This window comes from Leptothoe sp. LEGE 181152 (genome assembly GCF_032906605.1).
In the GTDB taxonomy this organism is placed as follows: Bacteria; Cyanobacteriota; Cyanobacteriia; order Phormidesmidales; family Phormidesmidaceae; genus Leptothoe; species Leptothoe turfae.
This window is the reverse complement of the sequence record NZ_JASATU010000058.1, coordinates 48,906-68,361: the sequence shown is the minus strand read 5'-3', so window position 1 is coordinate 68,361 and position 19,456 is coordinate 48,906. Positions and strand designations below refer to the sequence as shown.

Below are 19,456 nucleotides of genomic sequence, written 5' to 3'. Positions count from 1 at the left end.
GTCATTAGAAGCGTTCTCCAATCCCAAAGTGAATGCGACCATCACCGCCGTCACCTAAGCCATAGTCAAGCCTGAGCGCACCTAACGGTGTTTGTACTCGAATACCGGCACCGTAGCCAAAGCCATCTCCAGGCTTATCACGAATAATCGCCGGATCGCCAGGGACATTATCCCCTGAACCCAGGTCAGTACCATAGTCAACAAACAAAGCGCCGCCGAGAAAAGACGTGAACAATGGGAAGCGATATTCAGCAGTTGCCTGCACAAAAGAACGACCACTCCCTAAATCACCCTCATCAAACCCGCGCACTGAGTTGGTTCCCCCGAGAGAGAATGCTTCATAGGGAGGCAAGTCGCCCAGCACGGTTCCCCCCTGCACATTAAGAGCAATGGTTTGGGGACCATCACCCAATTTGATGAAATTAACCGGCACATAGCGACTATAGCTAGCCCGTAATCGATTAAAGAAAATTGTGCCTTGACCAACCGGAATAGTCTGCTCCGAACCAAGCCGCAGCAAACTGCCACTAGTGGGAGCTAAGGGGTTATTACGCTGGTCCCAAACAAAGCCGATGGGAATACTCAAGAGATCATCACGACCATCGCCACTAAAGCTTAGATCGTTACCAAACTGGTCTTCAGGAGATAAATCGCCATCGCTATCTCGAATGGAAACACGCTGATATTCCAGACCAACTGAACCACTCCAACCGTTATCTAAAGGACGTCCAAAGGTCACACCTCCACCCAAACGGTTAACCCGAGGAGTATCTCCATTAGGTAGATCAACATCGGTGTCCCCTCCGTCAAAGATTAGAGAAATTGAGCGGCGGTTAAAGCCATTCACCGTGTAGGACGTGCGATGGGGGTCTCCAGCAATCCAGGGATCCGTAAAGCTGACATCAAACAACAGCTCGCGTTCACTTAGCTGCACTTCGGTGCGCAGCGTCTGATTATTACCGCCCAGGTTATCCTGCTGATAGCTGACACTACCAAAGACATCACCACTGAGGTTAAAGCCAACGGCAGCACCGACAGATCCTGTATTGCCTTCATCAACATTGACGACCACCTTGACTTTTCGAGGATCTTCATCACCAGGGTCCAGCGAGAGACGGACGTCATCAAAAATCCCTAGACCAAACACTCGCTGCAGATCCGACTGGATTCTGTCCTGCCGGAAAACGTCACCGGGCTGGGTTTCGAATTCTCGGGTAACGATAAACGGGCGGGTTCTACCGTCGATGGGTTCCCCCTCTGCATCAACGCTATTACCATCCGCATCGATGTAGCGAACTTCGATGGATTCAATCACACCCTCAGCAACGACTAGGGTAGCCACACCATCGTCTGAAACCTGGGGAGCCGCCGTCACCTGAGCCAGTACATATCCCTGCTCACGGTACCACTCGTTAAGTTCTAAAATACCGTCTTGGAAATCAATCAGATTGAGGATTTTGCCATACTGATCGCCAAAGATTTCATCAATTTTCTCATCCGGCAACACACTTGCTGTTTCAGCGTCAGTGCGCACATCTACACCGGTTAGTACTGGGTTGGGTTGTACCCCAAAGGTAACCCGCACCCCCAAATCAGTATCCTCGGGTCTGGCCCGAACATTGGCAAAAAAGCCCGTGGCAAACACGTTGTTAATGTCTTCTTGCAGCTGGCTACGGGTGGCTGTACGACCAGGACGCAGGTTGATTGCCTGATAGACAATGTCTTCAAGTTCTGGATCGAGGGGACTACCGTCCAGGGTAATGACATCTAGCTCAGCCACAAGCACCTGAACTTCTTCGTCTGCGGGCTCCTCTTCTACAACCTCTTCATCGGGTGTTGGACTCTCAGGACTCTCAGTCTGTGGCGTATCCTCAGGTTCTGGCGCTGCCTCAACGGGCTCGGCTGGCTCGGCTGGTTCAGAGGGTTGATTGTTAATGCCGTCTAAAAGGCGATCTAACGTTTCTTCAGGGGTTTCTTCAGATTCTTGAACCAATAAGGTAGCGCTATCAGTCGATTCGGCTGCGGCAACGGGTAGCTCAACAGCCACATCCTCAGAGGTTTCAGAGGCAATTTCTGTTTGCTGCTGAGGCAATCCCTCTGTTGGGGTTAGCTCTGACTGACCAGCAACCGCTGATTCTGCGGCATCATCTGCCATAGCATCAACTGTGGAAGCGTCCACTACGTCAGCCGCATCGGCTGCGAGTACGGGCAACCCAAACAATGTCGCAACGGTGCAACAAGCCAATAGAGTCGGCGAAAAGCGCATAGGCAGAAAACGTACTCCTTACACCAAATAGGAACAGACGCTCTTAAAAAGCCCCTGTTAATGACATACACTAAATCCGGCTTAGGGGTCTATAACTAAGGTTCTAGTAACCCTTCACTTTTTCAAACACACGTCTGATTGCGCTAGAAAAATGTGAACAGAATTTAATATTTTTCTGAAAGATTCTACCGCACCGCATCCCTCAGTGCTCAATTTGTATGTGCCAGAATTCGATCCAACACCTGCTGATATCCTGACTCCACATCCCCTAAATCCTGACGAAATCGGTCTTTGTCCATCACTCGACGGGATTCATCCGTTTCCTCTTGATTCCATAGGCGGCAGGTGTCGGGGCTAATCTCATCGGCCAAAACCAGGGTGCCGTCAGCAAGGGTGCCAAATTCAAGTTTGAAGTCAACCAGGGTAATACTACAGCTATTGAAAAAGTCTTTGAGAATTTGGTTAATACTGCGGGCCATGCGATCTAGCTCAGTCACAGTATCATCGCTGGCGATATCCATGGCACGGATGCGATCGCAAGTCAGCAGCGGATCTCCCAGGTCATCATTTTTGTAGTAAAACTCCACCAGCGGCGGCGTCAGCGGTGTGCCCAGGGCTAACCCCGTTTGCCGACAAAGACTGCCAGCCGCCAGATTACGCACCACCACTTCCAGGGGCACAATGGTTACCGGCTTCACCCACATCTCCCGCTCATTGGGAGAAGCAATCCAATGGGTGGTCACGCCCTGGGCTTCTAGCAGCTTAAACAAGTGGGTGGACACGGCATTGTTAATGCACCCTTTATTGGCAATGGTCCCTCGCTTCTGAGCATTAAACGCCGTGGCATCATCCTTGAAGTACGTCACCAATACCGCCGGATCCTCAGTGGCATAAAGAATTTTTGCCTTGCCTTCATAGAGCTTCTTTCGCTCAGCCATGGGGCCTCCCAAGGAAAATTTGCATCGCTCATTTTAGCGTGGATGGGTGTTATAGGGGCGTTCCAAAAATTTGTAGAGGCGTCCTAAAAATTTGTAGAGGCGTTCCATGGAACGCCTCTACAAATTAAGGAAAAATGGCAAACCTATTTTTATTTAGTGGTCATGACATATACCCCATCCCAATCCGCTGGCGGTGGATTCTCTAAATAGGAATGAATACGGGCAATGTGCACCGATACAGCTTTATCCTGAGGTCGCATCACCTTTGCCCGCGTGAATAGGTCTAATGCCCGCGTAAACTTTTGCGAGGTGTAGGCCTTACGGGCTTGCTTGTAAAGGTCTAGAAAGTCCTGGGTTACCTGATCTAACTGGTGATTTTGTCGGCTGCCAATCAGCTCATAGATTTTCACAGGCTTTGTCTTACCCTTAACACGGGTTAGATCCAGCTCTCGCACCCAGACTAAATCACGACATCGAGCATAGGTATGTTCGCTCATGACAATGTCACAGCCATACTGTTTGGTCACCCCTTCCAACCGGGAGCTGAGATTCACACCATCACCGATCACCGTATATTCCATCTTGCGACGGGAACCGATATTGCCAGACACCACCTCGCCAGAGCTCAGACCAATACCGATGTTGATTTTGGGTTGGCTATTCGCCTGGCGTGACCGGTTAAAGTGCACCAGCCGCTCCCGCATATCGAGGGCCGCTTCCACGGCTGACCAACCATGGTTTTCCAGGGGCAACGGCGCACCAAACACAGCCATCAGGGCATCACCGATAAATTTATCTAAGGTGCCTTGGTGATTAAAGACGGCTTCCACCATGGTCTCAAAGTACTCATTCAGCATGGAGACCACCTGAGATGCCTCCAGTCTCTCGGTCAGGGTGGTGTAGCCACGAATATCGGAAAATAGTACGGTGACATCCCGACGTTTACCCACCATCAGGGAATCTTCCCCAAGGGCCATGACCTGATCCGCCACACTGGGGGTCATGTAGCGATACAACGTCGTTTTCATCCGCTTTTCCTGGCTGATGTCTTCCAGAACCACAAGACCACCCCTGACACCGCCACCGGGATCGGTCAGGGGATTGACCGTGAGGTTAATGCTATGTTCAAGGTGGTGTACGTTCTCATAGGCTTTGATCGCGTCAGACCGTTGCCCCCAGAGATAGTAAGTCTGGTTAGTATCGTCATGTTCTCGGGGAATAAACGTGGAGGATTTGCGCCGGATTTCGGCAGGCACTAACATAACCAACTGGTCTTTAACCGTAGTTAGCGCCACCTGTAGGGTTTGCTCAGGTACATACTGATGTGTACCAAACTCTAAACTATCAGCCAGGCGCGATCGCAAATTCTCAATCGGCACCACTTCCCAAAGCAATCGCCCGATCAGCTTTTCTTCCCAGGTTTTCTGTAACGCCTCCAGAGATTCACCCTCAACAATCACTGACTCGTCCATGGGACACCCCAGCAAGCTCAGGGCTGTTTCATTGATGGTGACGATCCGGCCCCCCATATCTGTGGAAATAACGGCATCCGAAAGACTCTGAAGAATATCCTTCTGATATTGCTTCTCCACCAACACATTTTCAAATAGCTGGGCATTTTCTAAAGCAATCCCCGCCTGGGTATTAAACGCCCGCATAAACGACTCATCCGAGCGAGTGAAGGCCCCCTGCATCTTATTAATCAGCTGGGTCACCCCCATAATTTTGCCCGATGAGTTAAACACCGGCATGCACAAAATACTGTGGGTGCGATAGCCAGTGCGCTCATCCGCCGAGCGATTAAACCGACTATCCTTGTAGGCATCAGGAATGTTCAGAGTTTCGCCAGTGGACGCCACATAGCCCACAATACTGTCCTTATCATTGGCCTGGCGTAACTCCATCAGCTCTGTACCATCGGCACTTTGCACTTTAGACCATAGCTGATTACCATCCATCAGCCACAGGGTGCTGCGATCCGCCTGCATGAGTTTTCGCGCTTCAGCCATGACCGACTGCAGAGTCACTTCTAGCTCCAAACTCTGCTCTAACGATGAAATGGCATTGAGTAGCGCATTGAGGCCTTTCTGGGTGCGGGCAGCCGTATAAAACGAGTTACAGCTTTCTAGGAGTACACCAATGGAGCGAGCAAAGGATTCAAACTCCTTTTCATCCTGGAGCGTAAACCGGTTACCGCCAATTTTATTGAGCAACTGCACCACCGCAACGACGTTGACACCGTCGCTAAAGATGGGCATACACAGAATATTTTTAGTGTGATATCCCGTTTCTTCGTCCGTTGCCCGGTTAAATCTAGGATCATCATAGGCACTGGGAATGTTAAGGGTTTTTCTAGTCTCAGCAACATAGCCAGCAATCCCTTTACCCATTGGTATTCTGATCTCGACCGCCTTCTCCCCCGCACCCTGAGCAATTTTTGACCAAAGTTCTTGATTCTCTTCATCGACGATGAAGATAGTAGTGCGATCGGCCTGTAGAATCTGACCAATTTTTAAGGTAAACGCCTCCAACAGCTCTTCCAGAAGCGTTTCCAGCGATTGATTATTAATCAAGTTGATCGCTTTGAGAAAATACTCAAATTCTTGAATGATCAACTCTAAAAGCTCAATAAATCTAGGCTTAGATAAATGCCGAACCTGAGCCTTAAGACGACCGGGCATGGTGCCCTGCGACAAGCGGGCCAACGTGCTATCTGCAGATGACTGAGCCATAGTTATTTATACGGGTTAGCCAAAATTATAAATTAACGGGAGTTATTGAGCCTTTATGGTGCAGAAACTCGGAAAATGCACGGGTGCATTCTCTAAATACTGACAGAAGACTGCAATTACAATAGTTTGCCCTCAACACCTTCCCCTATAGTTTAATCAGTTTGGCAAGATTAACTAATCACGACTTCCTTGCTCAGGCTTCAGCAAGGGAAATGCAATCACATCCCGAATGCTGGGCGAATCCGTCAGGAGCATCACCAGCCGGTCGATCCCCATGCCCATCCCCCCTGTGGGTGGCATACCATATTCTAGGGCAGTAACAAAATCTTCATCTAGGCTATGGGCCTCCAAGTCACCCGCTGCTTTTTTAGCCGCCTGGGCCTCTAGACGCTGACGTTGATCCACAGGATCCGTAAGCTCTGAAAAACTATTAGCGGTTTCTCGACCGACGATAAACAGTTCAAATCGTTCCACCAGACCAGGCTTATGTCGATGGGGTTTAGCCAATGGAGAAATTTCCACCGGATAGTCGGTAATAAAGGTGGGCTGAATCAGCGTCGGTTCCACTGTCTGCTCAAACGCTTCATTTAAGACATGGCCAATGCTGGGGCAGTCATCGATACCATGCAAGCCCGCCGCTTTTGCCGCCGCTTTCGCCTCATCTAGATCAGTGAACTCAGCAAAGTTAACCCCAGTTTTTTCCTGGACGGCATCATGCATCGTGATGCGCTTCCAGGGAGTGCTGAGGTCAATGGCATCACCTTGATAGGTAATTTGCGTAGTGCCCAGCACCTCTTCCGCAGCATTAATGATCAGCGCCTCGGTGATATCCATCATGTCGTGGTAATCAGCGTAGGCCTGGTACAGCTCAATCGACGTAAATTCTGGATTATGACGGGTGGAAATGCCTTCATTTCGGAAAATGCGACCCATTTCAAACACACGTTCAAAACCACCCACAATCAGGCGCTTCAGGTGCAGTTCCGTAGCAATCCGCAGATAGAGCTGCATGTCTAGCGTGTTGTGATAGGTCACAAACGGACGGGCATCGGCACCACCGGGCTCCGCCTGTAAAACCGGCGTCTCAATTTCAATAAAATCTTGCTGGTCCAGATAGCGACGAATTGAGGCGGTAATTCGCGCCCGCTTCCGAAAGGTATCCCGAACCTCAGGGTTCACAATCAGGTCAACGGAACGCTGGCGGTAGCGCTTGGCCACATCGGTGAGGCCGTGCCACTTATCTGGCAGCGGCAGCAGCGCCTTGGTGAGAATGGCATAAGTGCTCACCTTCACCGACAGCTCCCCTTTATCCGTGCGCTTAACGATGCCCTTCACCCCAAAGAAATCGCCCACATCCGTCAGCTGTTTGAGATGGGTAAATGCTTGCTCATCAATGTCGGCCATCCCCGCTTGGATGGTCTTTTTATCTAGAAATAGCTGAATTGAGCCCGTTTCATCCTGAAGCGTGAAGAACGCAAGCTTACCGAATACCCGTCGGCCCATGATGCGACCGGCAATACTGACCTCAACCTCGGTCTCTTCTCCCGTGGGCAGATCAGCAAATTTCTTCTGAAGGATGGCAGCCTGATGGGTCACATCCCATTTGTAGGCATATGGATTGAGTCCCAGTTTTTTTAATTCACTTATTTTCTGTAAGCGAGCAGCGCGAATTTCGCGAGGACTTTGATCGTTGGGCTGGGAGCTAGCCATGCGTTAAGGGTCAGAAGTAATTGTGCAGTTGTTAATTGTATGGGGGGGATGGGGAATGGGCAATCCCCCATTACCGGGCATCAGAAATATACTTATCCAGCAGCTGAGCTACTTTCTCAGGCGCTGGCGGTTTGGCTAAAAAGTCATCTGCACCTACCATTTTGGCCCGCATCCGATCAATCATGCCGTCCCGTCCCGTCAAAATGATAATGGGTGTTTTATAAAATGCTTCAGTCCGACGGAGAAACTTGCACAGTTCATAGCCGCTGATATTGGGCATGGTGATATCCAAAAAAATCAGGTCAGGCCGGTGCTGGGTCAGGATGGAAATTTGCTCAACGGGCTTGGTTACGGGCAGCACTTCGTAGCCTAGGGGTTGCACCAGCTCTGCCATGACTTTGCTGACTAAGGGGCTGTCGTCAATACAAGCAATCAGCCCTTTGGTCAGTCCCTGGGTGGCTAAGGAGCGGGGGGGGACATAGGGGGCGGGAATATCTTGCACGGGCTGTAGATCGACCCAACCTTGATAGATCAGTGGCAACAGCAGCTTAATCACATCCGGCAGTGAATGCTGGGTTTGGGCAGCCATATCCCAAAGGGTAATGTTGCCCTGCATCCAACGACTCAAACGCTTATATCTAGCCGCTGTCAGATGCACCTGTAGTCCCCGTGGATTGATCACAACAGGGGATAGGTAAGGCAGGTCGTGAGGGGCAACGGTGGTGAGGGGATCGTTTAATTTTTTGGGCCACTGATCATGGTTTTTTTGCGATCGCACCAACGCCCGCTGCACCGACAAAAACACCATCTGCTGAGCCACCATGCGATTTGGGTGCCATTGCACATCATCGGCTGGAGAGGTAAGCAATGTCAGAATCACCTCATCCACAATGCTTTGGATGGCGGCCTTAGCCTGATTGAGGGAAATGTGTTCACACCGGACGGCTTGATTAATAAAATCCACCTCCCAGTAATCATCAGGGGTGCGCATCGCCGCGAACCAGCTACTGGAAAACTGTTCACTATGGCGACGCAGGGAGCGATACCAGCGTCGCACGGGATGCGGCCCTCCCGTGGCATAAATCAACCGTCCAGAATAAAAGTAAAGCTTCCAGGGTTCAGTAGTTTTTGCACCGATCACCAGCTCACCCGTGCGATGTTGCTGAGCAAGGGTGAGTAAATACTGGGGTAAGGATTGGGCCTGGGTCAGCATATTTAATATACTTGGAGGCTTCGGGCTCGCCTCTAGTACGGCGTCAAGCTAATGAGTTTGAATAGGGAGCGATTTTCCCCATCATGCACCTCAGGCCTAGTTTTCCCAGAGTTAGGAAAACACAGCTATTATGCTCCCCAGACTATGACCTGATCACTGGACTAAAAATTACATGTGCCCCCATAATGCACCCCTACGTGGAGCGGGCCAGTTCTTTAGTGGGTTGATCAACAGCAGACGAGTCAGCCAGCACACTCACATCTGACGTGCAGCCATTTTGCAGTTCCCAAACCTTAAGGGTGATCAAATACTCATAAAATGCCTGGAGCATACACCAGGTAAATCCAGCCCGACCGTCTAGAATGCCGCCCAGGACAAAGTACATGTAGATAAACCGCACCAACGGGCGTAGGGGCAAACGCAGGGACAGGTCCTTCAGGGCGCGACGGCGTTCTACTTCGGAACGGCCCAGGAATAGGGCACGCCAGTCTACGCCATGGTCCGATAGTTGCTTAATGGTTTCGGCAGCTTCGTCACTGGAATAGCGGTTATGCTTTTCAATCCAGCGGTCAAAGCCTTTGCTACAGGTGTAATGGGGGTAGGTGGCCTGAAGAAAATCGGTGGACCCCTCACACACTTCGCGTTCGGTGTGGCCGTAGTCGTCGAACCATACGTGCTGCTTGTCGAGCAGCCGTAGCTGGTAGCGGGGATACTGGGTGCTGTGGCGAATCCAGTGGTCCATGAACATGACGCGCTCGGCGGCATAATAGCCCACATGCTGGCCAGACTGGGCGGCGGCGATACATTCGTTGAACAGCTCTGGCGTCATGCGTTCATCGGCTTCTAGAATGTAGACCCATGGGTGCTTGGTGGGGACATTGCGCAGCATCCAGGTGCGTTGTTTGCCATGGCTTTCGAAGGCGTGCTGCACTGTACGAACAGGATAACGCTGAGCGATTTCTAGGGTGCGATCGCAACTAATCGAGTCGACCACAATGACATCATCCGAGACCAGAGCTGACTCTATGCATGCGGCAATGTCTCGTTCTTCATTGTGAGTCAAAATAAAAATCGAAATCATCGCGATATCCTAGAAATCACTCAGCGATCAACTTATCAAGAAACACTCAACCAGCATTACTGCCAGCTCTTCTGCTCAGATTGCCCTGAATTGGCTATGGGCAAGTCAAAAAGACAGACTTACTACAGAATATTTGGTTTAGGTTGACGAACCCATAAAGGCATCCGTAAATTCAGCCAAATTTAATGTACTCGTACTAGGCATCAAGGTGTGGAGGTTTGCACTAGCAGATTGGGGGTGGGAGTTATTGGGTATTGGGTATTGGTGCAGGTCAGTCGGATGTTTTGAGGCGTTGATAGGCGGCCACAGTGGGATTAGAGGCTTCATAATCGGAGCAGTCGATGGCGTCTTCTGACAGTGCGGTGGTGGGATGGAGCGAGCACTTGAGGACGGCCTGATTGGTAAAAAATGCACAGTCAGCGCAGGGAATACGGTGCATTGTCTGGGCGCGCTGCACGCTATCACGGGTGGCGGCAATCATTTGCCAGAGACCCAGGATAACGACGGACCAGGCAAGGACAAAGCAAATGGGTCCCAGGTATGGCTGCAGCCATTGCATAATGTGCAGCAAAATGAAGTGAACCAATTCTAGTAGCTGATACATGCGACCCTGTCAGTGTGTTGGGTATCAGCTTAGGCGACGGATAAAATTCGTTGCTCAGAGTGAAAATATTTGTAGCAAAGGGGTGGGGGTGAAGAATAAACTGGTTCCCCTTGGTAAGGCTACCGTGTACACACAAGTATTGGAAATTAGCGTTTACGGTTGTATAACCCCCTCTAACTCCCCCTTGGTAAGGGGGAGAACCGGAGTTTCCCCCCTTGGTAAGGGGGGTAATGCAGGATTGTGAACTCCCTTTCGAGATGTGTGTACACGGTAGCTTTGATAAGGGGAACCGTCAGGGAGGGGTGATCGATAACGCTAATGATCGAGACCCCTCCGCCTGCGGCACCTCCCCTTGGTAAGGGGAGGATGGTCAATCACCCCAACAATCCCCCTTGCAGGTACCTGACAAATATCAATCAGAATTGCTAAAACGTAGGTGCCATCACTATCTGTAAATGCCCTATGCTCGAAGCGCTTTCCCTAACCGCTTCCACTGCCTTAGCCAAAATCGTCCTCGATAAGTTCTTTGACGGTGCTGGACAAAAGCTTGAAGAAACCGCTACAAAACTCGGTGGTACCGTGGTTGAAAAGGCTAATGAAAAGATCCTACAGCTGGGTAATTTGGTTTGGCAGCGCTGTTTCAAAGGAAAAGGAATCGATCAACGGTTAGAAGCGGCGGCTGAAGGTTCTGAAACAGATATTAAAGTTCTCAAAGACTACATTGATCAAGAAATAGAAGCTAGTGATGACTTCTCAAGGGAAGTTGAACAAATCGCTGGCGATTTGCATCAGGTCGTTTTCAATATGAATGACATGAATGCTGATTCGGTACAGCAAAATTTTGGTGGCAACAACAATCAGGTTAATGTCAATGCGCCCAACACAACTGTAAACAATGCTAGTGATGGGGCTACTGTAAAAAACTATCAGTTCGGTGATGGAGCAAATATTACATTTAATGAGATACCTGATTAGCTACAGACGTCGGGACGGAAACCGCCAAAGATAACCACCCCAGATTTTGGTCTTGAGAATCTTGTTGCCCGCGAGTTTGTCGGGCGACGTATTGAATTGGAACAACTTGCAGAGAAACTAAAACGCTCTGATCAGGTAGCGATCACTGCTGTGTCTGGCATGGGGGGCATTGGCAAGACGGCCCTGGCGCAGCAATATGTGCGGGAGGCAAAAGATCATTACCCCGGTGGGCGCTGGTACTTTAAGGTGCGAGAACAGAATCTGGTGTCGCAGTTGGTGAGTGCGGCAACAATGTTTGGACAGTTGCCGGATAATTTACCGAACGATAGGGCCAGGGTGAAATGGTGTTATGACCAGTGGTGTGATCATTTTCCAGGGGCACGATTGTTGTTGTTGGATGATGTGCAAACCTATGGCGATGTAAAGCATCTGTTGCCCCAGGAGGATCCTAGCTTTCGGGTGTTGATGACGTCGCGACAGCGGTTTGGTAAGCCGGTGGATCGGTTGGATCTGGGGGTGTTGCCCCTGGATGAGGCGATGGCGTTGCTGACGCGGTTGATAGATGATGGGGACCGGGTCAGGCAACAATTAACCGAGGCGGAGGCGCTGTGTAAGTGGGTGGGGCGGTTGCCGCTGGGGGTGGAGTTAATTGCGCGGTATTTGGCACTGCATCCAAATGTGACATTTGCTAAGTTGCAGGAACGGCTGGAGCGTAAGCGGCTGGCTGCCAAGGCGATGCGGGAGCTGCCGGAGGAGATTGCCTATGAGTATTCTATTGAGGCGGCGTTTGAACTAAGCTGGCAGGATTTGACACCGGAGGCAAAAACGCTGATGGGGCTATTGGCGGTGTTTGCAGCAGCACCGATTCCGAAAGGGTTAATTGAATGAGCGCTGCCGGAATGGGATGAGGAAGATCTTGAGGATCGGCTAGATATAGATCTGGTCAGGCGTAATTTATTACAGAGTGATAGGGATGGAAGCTATCAGCTGCATCAGTTGATCCGTGAATTTACGGTGAGCAAGTTAGAAACTGAACTCAGTGATCAAACGTCTGCATTACAAAAAGGCGTGGCCGACTCGCTAGTTAATTTTGCTAAGCGAATAGAGCAGATTGTTACTGTTAGTGCACAGCAAGTAGTTGGTGAAGCGATTCCCCATATGGAACTAGTTGCACGGGAACTGAGTCATGTTATTGAAGACAGTACAGATAGCTTGTGGCCATTTGCCGGATTAGGGCGATTTTATGAAAGTCAAAGCCTATGGTCAGAAACCGAGCATTGGCGGCAAGCTTGCCTGGAAATGACGGAAGAACGGTTTGGCCCTGATCATCCCGATACCGCTCTGAGTCTGAATAATTTAGCAGAGCTGTACCGCACCATGGGGTGCTACGAAGACGCTGAACCCCTCTACCAGCGATCCTTAGCCATCTATGAAGCCCAGCTCGGCCCTGATCATCCCGATACTGCCGGAAGCTATAACAATATGGCAATGTTTCTCTATGGGTTAGAACGTTATGCAGAGTCAGCTAATTTTGGTGTCAAAGCCTTAGAAATTGTTCTTGCCAAACTCGGGCAGGACCATCCCAATACCCAAACTGTTGGCAACAACTTTATTGCTATCTTGCAAAAAGTGATCGAAACAAACCAAACACAACAACTTGACCATCATCCCCTCACCCAAACCATTCTAAAAAATCTGTTGTCCAACAGTTCCGAATAATTCACCTTTCCCACAACTACGCTACAAGACCCAACCCTACAGGGTCCATATCCCCACAACAATCCGACCCCAGGCTCCAAAAAATAACGCGCCTACAACTACGGATCACCTGATTGGATGACCCAATCGCATGATGTGGAAGCGGTCTTGTTATTGCCAAACTAACAATCACACATGCCGCAAGTTCATTATGTTTATCCCTGAAACACCTCAAACTGTTACACCTCCGGTCGCAGTCGGTGCTGACCTACTCCCCTCAACAGCCCATAACAGCATTGACCTCATCCCGCACCCCTCCATCCCGCTTGCTCTCCATAGCCCCATGGTTGCCCATGACATTAACCCTAGTTTGACGGCGGCCAACCCTAAACAGATGCATCGCATTAAGGGCACCGCTAAAAACGACAACCTGGTAGGCACCGCGAATAATGACATCATTCAGGGTAAAGCCGGTAAGGATCACCTGTTGGGTAACGCCGGTCACGATCGACTGCTGGGGGGCCAGGGGGATGATTATCTCCACGGTGGAGCAGACAATGATCGACTGCTGGGAGAAGCGGGCCATGACCAGCTTATCGGCGGCAGCGGCAACGATGTCTTGCTGGGGGGCCAGGGAAATGATCGCCTATTTGGGCAAGCGGGTCGAGATCGCATACGCGGTGGTGTCGGTGACGATCAGCTCGACGGTGGCACCGGGCAAGACCGCCTGTTTGGCGGAGCCGGTCGCGATCGCTTAATTGATCGCGATGGCGGTGATGTACTCGTAGGCGGGGCCGGAGCCGATGAATTTTGGATCGGCATCGGGACCAACGGCATCACCCGCATCCGAGACTTTCAAAGGGGTCGCGATCGCATTAAATTCACCCAATTAGGGCTTACCTACAACAATCTTAGCTTTGACCGCCAGGGCCACCATACAATTATTTCCCACCAGGACCAGCAACTGGTAAAACTCCACAATATTCACCCCCATCAGCTCAAGGCCAACAACTTTGAATTTGGCGATGCCAGTCTGATTGCCACCCTGCAAGCGGCCCTGGAATCCAGCGAAGCCCCCGGTGCAAACCTGCACATCATCACAGGGGACGGCTCGGTTTGGAATGGCGCAGCTGGTCTTGCCAACCTGGAAAATGGCACCCCGATGCCTGCGGATGCCGCCATGGACATCGGCAGCATTACCAAACCGATGGTGGCCGTTATCACCTTGCAACTGATGCAGGAAGGCAAACTAAACCTGGATGATACCCTCGGCCAGTGGCTGCCCAACACCATCGGCAAAATTGAACACAGTGAAACGATTACCCTGCGCCAGTTGCTTAACCACAGCAGCGGTATTCCAGATTTTTTAGATGATGATTTTGCAGCGGCAATATTGTCAGATCCCCACCGCATTTGGCAACCGGAAGATTTTTTGCAGTTGGCCTATGGAGAACCTGGCAACTTTACACCAGGAGAACGCTACAGCTATAGCAACACAAACTATACGCTGTTGGGACTCATTATTGAGGCGGCTACCGGTGATAGCTTAGGGGGACAATTGCGATCGCGTCTCTTTGAGCCCCTGGGCATGGATGCATCCTCGGTGGTCTATGACAATGAAATGACCGATAACGTGCTGCGCGGGTATGTTGACATCCAAGAAATCGACCCATCGGCAGAATCACAACTTGTTCCCGTCTTTTTTCATCCCACTGCCCAGGGCTTTGGCGAAGGGGGTGTCATTTCATCGGTGGCAGACCTGGCCCGCTTTTCTGAAGCCCTGCACAATGGAGAGCTGTTAACCCCTAACGCCTTTAATCTAATGCAGCAGGAGAGTCTCGTGGTTGAGGAAGGCGATCGCGATCGCTATGGGCTCGGTCTGGAACTACGCGATACCCCTGGCGGTCCCCTGCTGGGTCACAATGGTGGTTTTCCAGGCGCTGGCAGCTTTATGTACTTTCTGCCAGAACAACAGCTAACCATCGTCACCATTGAAAACCAAGAGGAAACCTCAGGACAACCGTTTATCAATCTCTTCAAGGCATTGTTAACAGCAGAAGAATAATAATATCCAGATGGTGGGCATGGCCCACCGTCCAAGTCAAAATGAATCCTTCAAAATCAATATCACGGTTGCTGCGTCGCAATCCCCAACCGTACACCTGCCAAATTCCGAATCCGATCCATCACCGCCACCACCTGACCATGGGGCGTCGCCGCATCGGCCCGGATGGTCACCATGGCAGGCTGCCCCGGTGCAATTAGCGCCTGCACATCAGCCGGCAAGGCCTCTAGCGTCACTGGCTCATCCCCCAAAAACAATGTCCCCTCTGCCGTAATCGTTAGGATCAGCGCGGCCTCATCTTGACTGACCGAAGTGGTTGCTGTGGGTAGCGTCACCGGCAAACCCTCCGCCCGTGTCAGGTACAGCGTAGAGAGAATAAAAAACGCCAGAATCGCAAAGACCACATCGATCATCGGCACGATGTTGATAGTCAGGCGAGACTCTTCATCAGGGGGAAGATGCATAAATCGTAGGATGGGCACGGCCCACCGGAGAATAGGTGGCATTAAATGCAGCAGCAGGGCAACCACAAGGGTATGCCCCTACATTTTGCCCCCTACCCCAAAGCCTCTGCCAACTGATTCTTCGCAGCATCCAATGCCTCGGGCAATTTCGATGCATCGCGACCGCCTGCCTGGGCAAAGTTTGGCCGACCACCACCGCCACCGCCGGTAATCTTGGCAATACCGCCGATAAATTTACCAGCCTTCAAACCTTTATCCATGACAGGCTTACTAAAGGTTGCCACCAGACTCACCTTGCCCTCAGCGGGGATAGACCCCAACACCACAGCACCATCGCCTAGCTTCTGTAACAAACGCTCAGCCGAAGTCTTCAGAGAATCTGCATCCACTTCGCCCATGTTGGCCACCAGCACCTGGAAGTCACCCAGGGTTTCTACCTGGTCTAACAGCTGATCAGACTTCAGTAACGCTAACTCAGACTTAAGGCCATCAACGGTTTTCTGTGTGGCCTTAAGCTCACTCTGTAGGTTAGTAATTCGGTCCACCAGGTCCTCAGGCTTGGCCTTAAACCGATCGCTCAGATCCTTCACAATCTGATCGCGCACGTTTAAGTATTCCAGCACCGCCGGACCAGCCACGGCCTCAATGCGTCGCACGCCAGCGGCAATCCCTGATTCGGCAATAATCTTAAACACACCGATCTCAGCTGTATTGCCCACATGGGTGCCGCCGCACAGCTCCATGGATACACCAGGAAAATCGACAACGCGCACCTCATCGCCATATTTTTCGCCAAACATAGCGGTCGCCCCCTTAGCCTTGGCATCGTCAATGGGCATGACGTCCACCTGGGCACCATGGGCCTCAGCAATCCAGGTGTTCACCTGGGCCTCTACCTGCTGCACCTCAGCAGCCGTCAAAGCACGGGGGCAGTTAAAGTCAAACCGCAAGCGGTCAAAGCTCACCAGTGAACCCGCCTGGGAAATGCTATCGTCCACTAGCTTTTTCAGGGCAGCCTGTAGTAGATGGGTGGCGGTATGGTTGGCCTGGGCACGACGACGGCAGGCGCGATCAATCTGAGCACTAACGCTATCGCCCACCTTCAGGGTGCCACGCTCCACTCGACCTAGATGGATATACAGGGTATTGTCCTTTTGCACATCCTCAATGCGTACCACCAGGGTATCGCCAGCCAGAAAACCGCGATCGCCAATTTGACCACCGGACTCGGCGTAGAAGGGAGTCTGATCCAGCACCAGTTGCACTTCAGTCCCCGCTTCTGAGGTTTCCACCGTTTCACCATTGACTAAAATGGCCCTAACCGTACTTTGGCTAGTGGCATCGGTATAGCCAAGGAAGTCAGTAGAATCGATGCCCAACTCGCTGAGGTTGCCCTGGGCCAGCAGGTCAATGGTTTCATGGGCACTCTTAGAGCGCTCCCGCTGGGCTGCCATTTCTATTTCGAACCCTTTTACATCGACGATTAGGCCATTCTCTTCGGCAATTTCTTGGGTCAATTCCAGGGGGAAGCCAAAGGTGTCAAACAGCTTAAAGGCCTCTGCACCAGAAATCTGCTTGGGCTTACGCTCAAGGATTTCAGCCAGTAGCTTTTCACCCCGCTCCAGGGTTTTGAGGAACTGGTCTTCTTCACGCTGTAGCTCAGCTTTGATGATGTCTTCTCGCTCCCGCAGGTCAGGATAGGCGGACTCACAAAGTGCGATCGCACTCTCCGCCACTTCATTGATAAAGGCACCTTCGATACCCAGCAGGCGACCATGGCGCACCACACGACGGATCAAGCGGCGCAGAATATAGCCCCGACCCACGTTGGATGCGGTAATGCCATCGGAAATCATATGCACCACGGACCGCACATGGTCACCAATCACCTTCAGCGAGACCTTGGCAGACTCATCCTGCTTGAAGTAGTCCACCTTAGCGATGTCTGCAGCCGTCTGAATAATCGGAAAAATTAGATCCGTTTCGTAATTATTGGGCTTCTTCTGAAGGATTTGGGCCATGCGCTCTAGCCCCATGCCGGTGTCGATGTTCTGGGCCTGTAGCGGCGTCAGGTTGCCTTCGGCATCCCGGTTGTACTGCATAAATACCAGGTTGTAGAACTCGATAAACCGGGTATCGTCTTCGAGATCAATGTCATCATCCCCTTTTTCAGGGTGGAAGTCATAGTAAATTTCAGAACAGGGGCCACAGGGACCTGTAGGCCCCGACTTCCAAAAATTATCCTCTTCACCCATGCGGATGATACGTTTTTCAGGCACACCGACCTGGTCGCGCCAGATGGCATAGGCCTCGTCATCTTCGCGAAAGACACTGACCACCAAGTTCTGAGGGGCGAGTTTAAAGACTTCAGTGGAAAGTTCCCAAGCCCAAGCCACGGCCTGCTCTTTAAAATAATCGCCAAAGCTAAAGTTGCCCAGCATTTCAAAGAAGGTGTGGTGGCGGGCGGTGCGGCCTACGTTCTCAATGTCGTTGGTGCGAATACATTTCTGAGACGTGGTAGCTCGGTCTACGGGTGCCTGGCGCTGGCCCAGAAAAATGGGTTTAAAGGGCAGCATACCGGCAATGGTCAACAAAACCGTGGGATCTTCGGGCACCAGTGACGCACTGGGCAGGATCTTATGACCTTTCGCTTCGTAAAACTTGAGAAAGGCCTGGCGAATCCCAGCGCCAGTGGTAACTGATTTTTTTAACCCAGGCTTTGACGTAGACATTTTTTTAACAGGCGCGCTTGGCGGACTTAGGTTTGCGTGGATAAGGGGTTAACAACTTAAAGGTGAAAGATATCCTAAGGAAAGTCGTTAGGAGCCAGTTCACCCTGACTTCTAACTCCTAGATTCTGATTTCTCACCTAATCAGGCTTTTCGGCTCAAGTTGATACCAGGCTTTACTATTCTGACCGATGTTGCATCAAGTTTGATGAAACGGCAATGGTTTTGTAGGTATTCATTAACGAATGGATGTGTTCCGTAGAACGAGGGGCTAGACCTCTGCCGATTGCAGATGCTGCTCAATCAGCTCGCAACACTCGTTTACGGGACGACGCTCGGCCATGGCATCGATCAATGCCCCGTAGGCATCAGATTCTTTTTCAATGAGGTTTTTGGCCTGGAGCATGGACCAGCGCTGCTTTAGGGGCACTTCCGCTAAGGGGCGATTTATTTGCCGCCACAATACATTTAGTTTCAGCCGATCGTCCCGACCACCTTGGGCGGTACCATAGGCGATTTCTTCGGCGGCAATGCCGGCCATCCAAACGGTGCAGTAGCGATCGATTTCTTGCTGGCTGATTTTGCCGTTCTCCACCGCTCGGTCGATGCCGTCGGTTTTGAAAATTACGCCGCCACTGCCATCAACTCCGGAACGCAGGGTTTCCCAGGCTGTCAGGGTGTAGGCATCAATAGGAATGCCCAACAGATAGGCGGTTAAAAAGTGGCCTGCTTCGTGGCGGACAATGCGATCGCAATATTCCGGCGACCGCTGTGACAGCCAATCCACCAGCAGACGACCACCGCGCCCTTGCCAACCCAACTGATCAATGGTGATCAAACCCAATAGAGTCGCCGTAACTGTGGCTAGCCCCTCCGGCGAAATCGCCAGTAATGGACCTAGCAAAATTAACATCGTCACCGAAAAAACCGAGACGGCGATGAGATTTAGGGTGATTTCACTCATAGTTTGACCGATACAAC

The 19,456-nt window shown here is 51.2% G+C and carries 14 protein-coding genes; 4 read left to right on the top strand and 10 right to left on the bottom strand.

Going from position 1 to position 19,456, the window contains the following annotated elements:
* Positions 1-4: 4 nt before the first annotated feature.
* From QGP82_RS26000 to QGP82_RS25970, 7 genes are all read right to left on the bottom strand, one after another.
* Positions 5-2,266: a BamA/TamA family outer membrane protein gene (locus QGP82_RS26000; protein WP_499061473.1), complete on the bottom strand. Its 2,262-nt coding sequence runs from the start codon at positions 2,264-2,266 to the stop codon at positions 5-7.
* Between the two features lie 209 nt (positions 2,267-2,475).
* A complete protein-coding gene (gene purC / locus QGP82_RS25995) occupies positions 2,476-3,204 on the bottom strand; it encodes a phosphoribosylaminoimidazolesuccinocarboxamide synthase (RefSeq protein ID WP_163659617.1) in 729 nt (242 codons plus the stop codon).
* A 149-nt stretch (positions 3,205-3,353) separates the two neighbouring features.
* Complete coding sequence (locus tag QGP82_RS25990; RefSeq protein WP_499061472.1) at positions 3,354-5,936, bottom strand: GAF domain-containing protein; 2,583 nt, start codon at positions 5,934-5,936, stop codon at positions 3,354-3,356.
* A 174-nt stretch (positions 5,937-6,110) separates the two neighbouring features.
* Entirely contained in the window at positions 6,111-7,646 is a 1,536-nt protein-coding gene (lysS, locus tag QGP82_RS25985; protein WP_163701141.1) for a lysine--tRNA ligase, read from the bottom strand.
* 70 nt (positions 7,647-7,716) lie between these two features.
* Complete coding sequence (locus QGP82_RS25980; RefSeq protein WP_163659612.1) at positions 7,717-8,859, bottom strand: response regulator; 1,143 nt, start codon at positions 8,857-8,859, stop codon at positions 7,717-7,719.
* 193 nt (positions 8,860-9,052) lie between these two features.
* Entirely contained in the window at positions 9,053-9,940 is an 888-nt protein-coding gene (locus QGP82_RS25975) for a glycosyltransferase family 2 protein (RefSeq protein ID WP_163659611.1), read from the bottom strand.
* Positions 9,941-10,211: 271 nt separating this feature from the next.
* The gene (locus tag QGP82_RS25970; protein WP_250566267.1) at positions 10,212-10,499 is read right to left on the bottom strand and encodes a hypothetical protein; all 288 of its coding nucleotides are present in this window, start codon (positions 10,497-10,499) and stop codon (positions 10,212-10,214) included.
* Positions 10,500-11,006: 507 nt separating this feature from the next.
* Between QGP82_RS25970 and QGP82_RS25965 the strand changes: the two genes are divergently transcribed.
* The 4 genes from QGP82_RS25965 to QGP82_RS25950 all read left to right on the top strand — a co-directional run bounded on the left by QGP82_RS25965 (position 11,007) and on the right by QGP82_RS25950 (position 15,282).
* Entirely contained in the window at positions 11,007-11,519 is a 513-nt protein-coding gene (locus QGP82_RS25965; protein ID WP_499061471.1) for a hypothetical protein, read from the top strand.
* 96 nt (positions 11,520-11,615) lie between these two features.
* Positions 11,616-12,407, top strand: coding sequence for an NB-ARC domain-containing protein (locus tag QGP82_RS25960; RefSeq protein ID WP_499061470.1), 792 nt, complete (start codon positions 11,616-11,618; stop codon positions 12,405-12,407).
* A gap of 126 nt (positions 12,408-12,533) precedes the next feature.
* Positions 12,534-13,238 carry a tetratricopeptide repeat protein gene (locus tag QGP82_RS25955; RefSeq protein ID WP_499061469.1) on the top strand — a complete coding sequence of 235 codons (705 nt, stop codon included), beginning with the start codon at positions 12,534-12,536 and terminating at the stop codon, positions 13,236-13,238.
* Positions 13,239-13,428: 190 nt separating this feature from the next.
* Entirely contained in the window at positions 13,429-15,282 is a 1,854-nt protein-coding gene (locus tag QGP82_RS25950; protein ID WP_499061468.1) for a serine hydrolase, read from the top strand.
* A 62-nt stretch (positions 15,283-15,344) separates the two neighbouring features.
* Here the strand turns inward: QGP82_RS25950 and QGP82_RS25945 are convergent, their stop codons facing one another.
* From QGP82_RS25945 to QGP82_RS25935, 3 genes are all read right to left on the bottom strand, one after another.
* Entirely contained in the window at positions 15,345-15,812 is a 468-nt protein-coding gene (locus tag QGP82_RS25945) for an ExbD/TolR family protein (RefSeq protein WP_499061467.1), read from the bottom strand.
* A gap of 26 nt (positions 15,813-15,838) precedes the next feature.
* Complete coding sequence (gene alaS / locus QGP82_RS25940) at positions 15,839-18,478, bottom strand: alanine--tRNA ligase (RefSeq protein ID WP_499061466.1); 2,640 nt, start codon at positions 18,476-18,478, stop codon at positions 15,839-15,841.
* Positions 18,479-18,746: 268 nt separating this feature from the next.
* Positions 18,747-19,439 carry an ATP-dependent Zn protease gene (locus QGP82_RS25935; RefSeq protein WP_163665911.1) on the bottom strand — a complete coding sequence of 231 codons (693 nt, stop codon included), beginning with the start codon at positions 19,437-19,439 and terminating at the stop codon, positions 18,747-18,749.
* Positions 19,440-19,456: the final 17 nt, after the last annotated feature.